At 74.0% G+C, this 6,143-nt stretch carries 6 protein-coding genes and 1 pseudogene; 2 read left to right on the forward strand and 5 right to left on the reverse strand.

The features are described from left to right. Together uraH and uraD are read right to left on the reverse strand one after the other, a co-directional pair. The gene (gene uraH, locus PYR91_RS25035) at positions 1-324 is read right to left on the reverse strand and encodes a hydroxyisourate hydrolase (RefSeq protein WP_279783405.1); all 324 of its coding nucleotides are present in this window, start codon (positions 322-324) and stop codon (positions 1-3) included. Between the two features lie 181 nt (positions 325-505). Continuing rightward, the gene (uraD, locus tag PYR91_RS25040) at positions 506-1,039 is read right to left on the reverse strand and encodes a 2-oxo-4-hydroxy-4-carboxy-5-ureidoimidazoline decarboxylase (protein WP_279783407.1); all 534 of its coding nucleotides are present in this window, start codon (positions 1,037-1,039) and stop codon (positions 506-508) included. Between the two features lie 244 nt (positions 1,040-1,283). Between uraD and PYR91_RS25045 the strand changes: the two genes are divergently transcribed. Continuing rightward, complete coding sequence (locus PYR91_RS25045; RefSeq protein WP_279783409.1) at positions 1,284-2,132, forward strand: deoxyribonuclease IV; 849 nt, start codon at positions 1,284-1,286, stop codon at positions 2,130-2,132. A gap of 413 nt (positions 2,133-2,545) precedes the next feature. Here PYR91_RS25045 and PYR91_RS25050 read toward each other — a convergent pair whose 3' ends face one another. The 3 genes from PYR91_RS25050 to PYR91_RS25060 all read right to left on the reverse strand — a co-directional run bounded on the left by PYR91_RS25050 (position 2,546) and on the right by PYR91_RS25060 (position 5,377). Next, positions 2,546-3,451 carry a LytTR family DNA-binding domain-containing protein gene (locus PYR91_RS25050; RefSeq protein ID WP_347943399.1) on the reverse strand — a complete coding sequence of 302 codons (906 nt, stop codon included), beginning with the start codon at positions 3,449-3,451 and terminating at the stop codon, positions 2,546-2,548. Positions 3,452-3,539: 88 nt separating this feature from the next. After that, the gene (locus PYR91_RS25055) at positions 3,540-4,724 is read right to left on the reverse strand and encodes a histidine kinase (protein ID WP_279783410.1); all 1,185 of its coding nucleotides are present in this window, start codon (positions 4,722-4,724) and stop codon (positions 3,540-3,542) included. A 44-nt stretch (positions 4,725-4,768) separates the two neighbouring features. Next, positions 4,769-5,377, reverse strand: coding sequence for a molybdopterin-dependent oxidoreductase (locus PYR91_RS25060; protein WP_279783411.1), 609 nt, complete (start codon positions 5,375-5,377; stop codon positions 4,769-4,771). Positions 5,378-5,760: 383 nt separating this feature from the next. On the opposite strand from PYR91_RS25060, the pseudogene PYR91_RS25065 reads away from it, so the two are divergent. Beyond that, positions 5,761-6,143: pseudogene (locus PYR91_RS25065) on the forward strand (3-deoxy-7-phosphoheptulonate synthase); the annotation flags it as partial.

Raw genomic sequence — 6,143 nt, forward strand, 5'->3', positions numbered from 1 at the left:
CTAGCTCCCTCGGTACGTCGAGTAGGCGAACGGGCTGAGCAGCAACGGCACGTGGTAGTGCGCGTCCGGCTCGTCGACGACGAACGTGATGACGACCTCGGGGTAGAAGGCCTTGACCCCGAGGTCGGAGAAGTAGGCGGCGGTGTCGAAGGTCAATCGGTAGACGCCCCGGCCGGGCTCCCCGTCGGGGAGCCAGTCGCGCAGCCGGCCGTCCTGGTCGGTCGCGCCGGTGCCGACGAGCCGGTCGCCCTTGTCCAGGCGCACGGGCACGCCCTCCGCCGGACGGCCCTGGACGGAGTCCAGCACGTGTGTGGACAGGCTCATCGGTCCTCCTCGCCTTCCAGGTTCGCCGCCGGACGCCACCGTCCGGGGCGCTCCCGCCCGGCCCGGTGCGACCCGGAGGGGGGCGCGCCGGACCGGGGCGGCCGACGCCCGGACGGGATCGGCCTCCCGCTCGGACGGATGCCCATTCCCATTTCGGTGATTTCCGAACTATCCGGCCGGGTCATCCGGGCTCGTTCCCGGCGAGGAGCTTGGCGACACGCAAACGGGTGATCTTCCCCAGTTCCTCGCGCACCACGGCGGGCTCGGCTTCGGGGTCGCCGTCCAGGCGGCTCCTCAGCCGCTCCAGCATCTCCGGCGCGGACAGGCCCGTGGCGCACACCAGGTAGACATGCCCGAAGCGCCGCTCGTACTCCGCGTTGCCCGCCGCCAGCTCCGCCAGCACGCGCCGGTCCGCCCCCGCCGTGCCGGACTGCTCGTCGCGCGACCAGGACGACTCCCGGCTCGCCCCGGCCGCCCGCTCCCCGATGCGCGGGTGGGCGTCCAGGGCCTCCAGGACGTCCGGCCACTCCAGGCCCGCGACGGCCGCGGCGGCCGCCGCCACGAGATCGCCGGGCGCGCCGTACGGCCGGGAGCCGGCCACGCGCCGGGCGAACTCGCGCGAGGCGCAGCAGGTCAGCAGCTCCCGTTCGGCCTCGGCCGGGCTGAGCGCGTTGAACGCCGCCAGAGCTTGGTGAGCGGGTGTCACGTTCGACATGGGAGTAAGTAGACCGTCACCAGCGGGCCAGGTCCAGCGGCGGCACCCCCCGAACTGCGGCACGGGGACGGGCCGGGGCTCGGGCACCCCGTGTGAGCTGGGCGGCGTGCCCGCTGGCCTAAGCTGGGAGGTCGTCACCCCCGGACGTCACCCGCGGAGCCGCCGCCGGTGATCACCGACCCTCACGAAGGAGAAGGCCCGCCCTCCCGCGGCCGCCGGCCCGGGCCTGGGCTCCGCACATCCGATGACCGTCACCTCTCTCATCGGCGCCCACGTGTTCGTCGCGGGCGGCCTCGCCACCGGCGGCCTGCGCAACGCCGCCGAGATCGAAGCCGAGTTCGTCCAGGTCTTCGTGACCAACCCGCGAGGCTGGGCCCTGGCGGCCGGTCGGCCCGCCGAGGACGCCGCGTTGCGCGACTCGGGCCTGCCGGTGTTCATCCACACGCCCTACCTGGTCAACCTGGGCTCGCCCAGCGCCGAGACGGTGGAACGGTCGGTGACCAGCATCCGGCACGCGCTGCTTCGCGGCGCGGAGCTGGGCGCCCGGGGGGTCGTCGTGCACACCGGGTCGGCGGTCACGCAGTCGCCGGAGGCCGCGATGCGCCAGGTCCGCGAGCACCTGCTCCCGCTGCTCGACGAGATCCCCGAGGACGGCCCCGACCTGCTGCTGGAGCCGATGGCCGGCCAGGGGCGCATGCTGTGCGCCACCGTCGAGGACCTCGGCCCCTACCTCTCGGCGCTGGACTTCCACCCCCGCGCCGGCGTGTGCCTGGACACCTGCCACGCGTTCGCCGCCGGGCACGACCTGACGGCGCCGGGCGGGATGGCCCGCATGCTCGACGCCCTGCACGCCGTCGCCCCCGGCAGGCTGAAGCTCGTGCACGCCAACGACTCCAAGGACGCGTGCGGCTCCAAGCGCGACCGCCACGAGAACATCGGCGCCGGCAACATCGGCGCCGCCGCCTTCGGCGACCTGCTGCGCCACCCGGCCGCCGCCGGCGTCCCGCTGTGCATCGAGACCCCCGGCGAGGCCGAACGCCACCGCGCCGACATCCTGCTGCTGAAGAAGCTCCGCGACGGCTGCCCCGGGTAGACGGGGCGGGGTGTGGCGGGGTGTTCGCTCACGCGATCCGGCCGCCCCCCTGAGGCCGGATAGCGATCGAAGCCTTGCGGCCTGCCGGCGAACACCCCGCCCCGCCGAGGCCGCCCGGCCCTACCCCCCGGCAAGGGCCCGGCGCCCTCTGGTGGGTCCGCGGCTCGCTGAATCGCGGCACCGGAACCCACCATCGGTCCGCGCGGCCGGCATGGGTGCGCCTACGTACAGCGCCCGTCCGACTACGCAGTGTGGCTCTTCGACGCGACAGACATTACGGTGGGTCATCTGAGGCGCGCGGGCCGGTTGGCCGTCCGCTCGCCGAGCGGTCTGTAGCCAGCGACATACGGAGCGTGCCGGGGGGACGAGCGGTAGGCGCGGGCCGTCGAGCGGCCGGACGGGGGCCCGCGCACTCACGGATCGGCGGACGGGTCACCCGGAACCGGCGGGAAGGGCGAGCCCGAAACATGCGCGTGACCGGCCCTTCCGGACGGCGCGCCGGGAGCCCCCAGCGTGCCGAACGTCGGCGGGGGGGACACGCTCCGCGGCCCGCCCGGCCCCGGCAGGGGCGGCACCGGGGGCGCCGGCGGGGCGGCCGTCCGGAACTGGCGGACGAGCTGCTCGCGGACGTGGCGGGTGTGCCTGCGGCTGACCGGCAGGGTGGTGTCCCCCACCCGGAGCAGGATGCGGCCCGCCTCGAACCGCATCTCGGTGACGTGGCGGGCCGACACCAGGGTGCTGCGGTGCACCCGGATGAAGCCGGAGGCGGCCCAGCGGCGCTCCAGCGCGGCCAGCGACATGCGCACCAGGTGGGTGCCCTCGGCGGTGTGCAGGCGCACGTAGTCGCCGCTGGCCTCGGCGTAGGAGACGGCGTGCTGCGGCACGAAGCTGGTGCGCCCGCTGAGCTCCACCGGGATGACGTCGTCCATCGCCGCCTCGGCCGCCTGGGGGCCGTACGCGGCCGACTCCAGCCGCCGCACGGCCTCGGCCACCCGGTCGGGCCGCAGCGGCTTGAGCAGGTAGTCGACGGCCTCCAGCTCGAACGCCTGCACGGCGCGGTCGTCGTGCGCGGTGACGAACACCAGCTTGGGCGGCGCGGGGAAGGCGCCGATCAGCCGGGCCAGGTCGAGGCCGTCCAGGCCCGGCATGCGGATGTCGAGGAACACGCAGTCGAGCCGCTCGCCCGCGCCGATCATGGCCACCATGTCCTGCAGCGCGGCGACCCCGTCGCAGGCGGTCAGCACCTGCTCGACACGGCTGTCCTCGCGCAGGAGATAGGTCAGCTCCGCCAGGGCGTGCACCTCGTCGTCAACAGCCAAGACACGCAACATGGGTCCACGCTGCCGCCCGGACGGCCCTACCGGCAACCCCTGCCGCCACATTGGGTAACCGGACGACTTCCATGAGTCATATCGAGCGGTGGCATTTCGGCACACGCATGCGGACGGTCGTGCCCTCCCCGGGCGCGGTGTCGACCACCAGCCCGTACTCCTGGCCGTAGATCTGCCGCAGCCGCACGTCGACGTTGGCCATGCCGATGCCCCCGGCGCCGTCGGGCGGCGGCTCTCCGCCGAGCATGCGCCGCACGCGGTCGGGGTCCATGCCGACGCCGTCGTCCTCGACGGTGATGTGCACCTCGTCGCCGGCGTCGCGCACCACCACGCTGACCTCGCCCGTGCCGCCGCCCCGGCGGATGCCGTGGGTGATGGCGTTCTCCACGATGGGCTGCAGGCACAGGAACGGCACCGGGACGGGCAGCGCCTCACGCACGACGTCGACGACGAAGCGCAGCTTCTCTCCGAAACGGGCGCGTTCCAGCAGCAGGTAGCGGTCGACGCAGGTCAGCTCGTCCGACAGCGTCGTGAAGTCGCCCGCCCGCCGCAGGGCGTGCCGGGCGAAGTCGGCGAAGTCCAGCAGCAGCTCGCGCGCCCGGTCGGGCTCGGTGCGGGTGAACGACGCGATCGTGGCCAGGGAGTTGCAGACGAAGTGCGGGGAGATCTGCGCGCGCAGGGCCCGGGTCTCGGCGGCGAGGGCCCTGCGGCGCGTCGCGTCCAGCTCGGCGAGCTCCAGTTGCCCGGAGGCCCAGCGCCCCACCTCGGTGGCCGCGCGCACCAGCTCGGCGTCCACGACGGCGGCGTAGGCGGCCAGCGCGCCGATGACCCGCCCGTCGACGGTGAGCGGCACGACGACGGCGCTGCGGACCGCGCAGTCCTCGGCCTCGCAGAACAGCTCGTCGCCCGCGACCAGGTGGGGGCGCCCGCCGGCCAGCACGCCCTGCACGTGGCCCAGGAGGTCGCGGGTGAGCGCCTCGTCGACGCCCTCCCAGGCGCCGTCCCAGGCGAGCACCTGCTCGATGGAGGTCACGGCCAGCGCGGTCGCGCCCACCAGGGAGCGCAGGTGGCGTACGGCCCTTCGGGCGGAGTCGCGGGTGAGGCCGGCCCGGAGGTAGGGGGCGGCCGTCGCGGTCAGGTGCAGGGTGTCGGGCGCGGGGCCGTGGGCGGGCTGCGCGGGACGGCGGCCCCCGCGGCGCCCGGCGGCGTACCCGGCCAGCACGCACGCGACGCACAGCACGGCCCATCCGGTAGCGAGCATGCGGGCAACCGTAATAGGTGACCGGCTGTGATCGTGGGTGAACCCTAAGCGGGCCCCTCCCCCGGCTCCTCCTGGTAGGCGTACCGCTGCTCGCCCCAGGGGTCGCCCACGTTGTGGTAGCCGCGCTCCTCCCAGAACCCCCGGCGGTCCTCCAGCAGGTACTCCACGGCCCGCACCCACTTGACGCTCTTCCACGCGTACAGGTGGGGCACGATGGCGCGCACCGGGTGGCCGCGCTCGGCCGACAGCGGCTTGTCGTCGAGCTCCATGGCGAACAGGGTGGTGCCGCGGTCGAAGTCGTCCAGGCGGACGTTGGCGCTGTAGCCGTACTCGCCCCAGATCATGACGTGGGCGACGCCGGGCGCGGGCGGGACGGCCGCCAGCAGCGCGGCGGCGGGGACGCCGCCCCACTCGTTGCCCATGATCGAGAACTTGGTGACGCAGTGGAAGTCGGCGATGACGCTCACCCGCGGCAGCGCGGAGAATTGGGGCCAGCTGAAACGGGTCTCCTCGCCCGAGGCGGTGGCGCCGAATACCGAGAGGCTCCAGCGCTCGGGCCGGAACTGGGGGACCCGGCCGTAATGGATGACCGGGCGGCCACGGGGGACGTACTGCCCGGGAGGCAGTCGAGTTTCCTCGGTTGGATCCGGCACGCAGCAATCCTGCCACCGCGCCGGCGGCGGCACGGCATTGGCACCCCGTTAGGAGCGGCGGCGGTTCCCGGCGCAACGGACGTTTCGCGTCCGCCACGTCACCGGCCGAAGACGCCGGGAATGATGCGCTAAGATTACGGCGATGCGTACCGCGTTCGAATTTTGGTATGGCGACGGACCCGTGGAGTGGACCGCTCGCCGTCAGACGCTGCGCTGACCGGCAAACGTCACAAAGGCCCCGGGTCCGTACAGGACCCGGGGCCTTTGTCGTTACGGGCGGTCGAGCGCATCAGCGTCCGAACGCCCGGCCGGCCGGCGCCGCGGAACGTCCGCGCCGCACACCAGGGCCGCAATGGCACCGCACGCACAGAAGGGGCACCACCATGGTCATCGTCATGGCTCCCGAGGCCACGCAGCAGGACGTCGCCTCCATCGTCGAGCTCGTCGTCGCGGCGGGCGGCGAGGCGTTCGTCAGCCGCGGCGTCAGCCGCACGATCATCGGCCTCGTCGGGGACGTGGCGCAGTTCGGCGCCCTCAACCTGGGAAGCCTGCCGGGCGTGGCCGATGTCATGCGCGTCTCCACCCCGTACAAGCTGGTGAGCCGGGAGAACCATCCGGAACGCTCGACGGTGCGGGTGGGCGGGGTGCCGATCGGTCCGGAGACGGTGACGCTGGTGGCCGGGCCGTGCGCGGTGGAGACGCATGACCAGACGCTGGCGGCGGCGCGGATGGCCAAGGCGGCGGGGGCGACGTTGTTGCGTGGGGG

The sequence above is a fragment of the Sphaerisporangium sp. TRM90804 genome, from assembly GCF_029846175.1.
Classification (GTDB): domain Bacteria; phylum Actinomycetota; class Actinomycetes; order Streptosporangiales; family Streptosporangiaceae; genus Sphaerisporangium.

What these genes read in the sequence shown, in the direction of transcription:
- uraH (WP_279783405.1), bottom strand. Translation starts at nt 324, where the DNA reads ATGAGCCTGTCCACACACGTGCTGGACTCCGTCCAGGGCCGTCCGGCG.
- uraD (WP_279783407.1), bottom strand. Translation starts at nt 1,039, where the DNA reads ATGTCGAACGTGACACCCGCTCACCAAGCTCTGGCGGCGTTCAACGCG.
- PYR91_RS25045 (WP_279783409.1), top strand. Translation starts at nt 1,284, where the DNA reads ATGACCGTCACCTCTCTCATCGGCGCCCACGTGTTCGTCGCGGGCGGC.
- PYR91_RS25055 (WP_279783410.1), bottom strand. Translation starts at nt 4,724, where the DNA reads ATGCTCGCTACCGGATGGGCCGTGCTGTGCGTCGCGTGCGTGCTGGCC.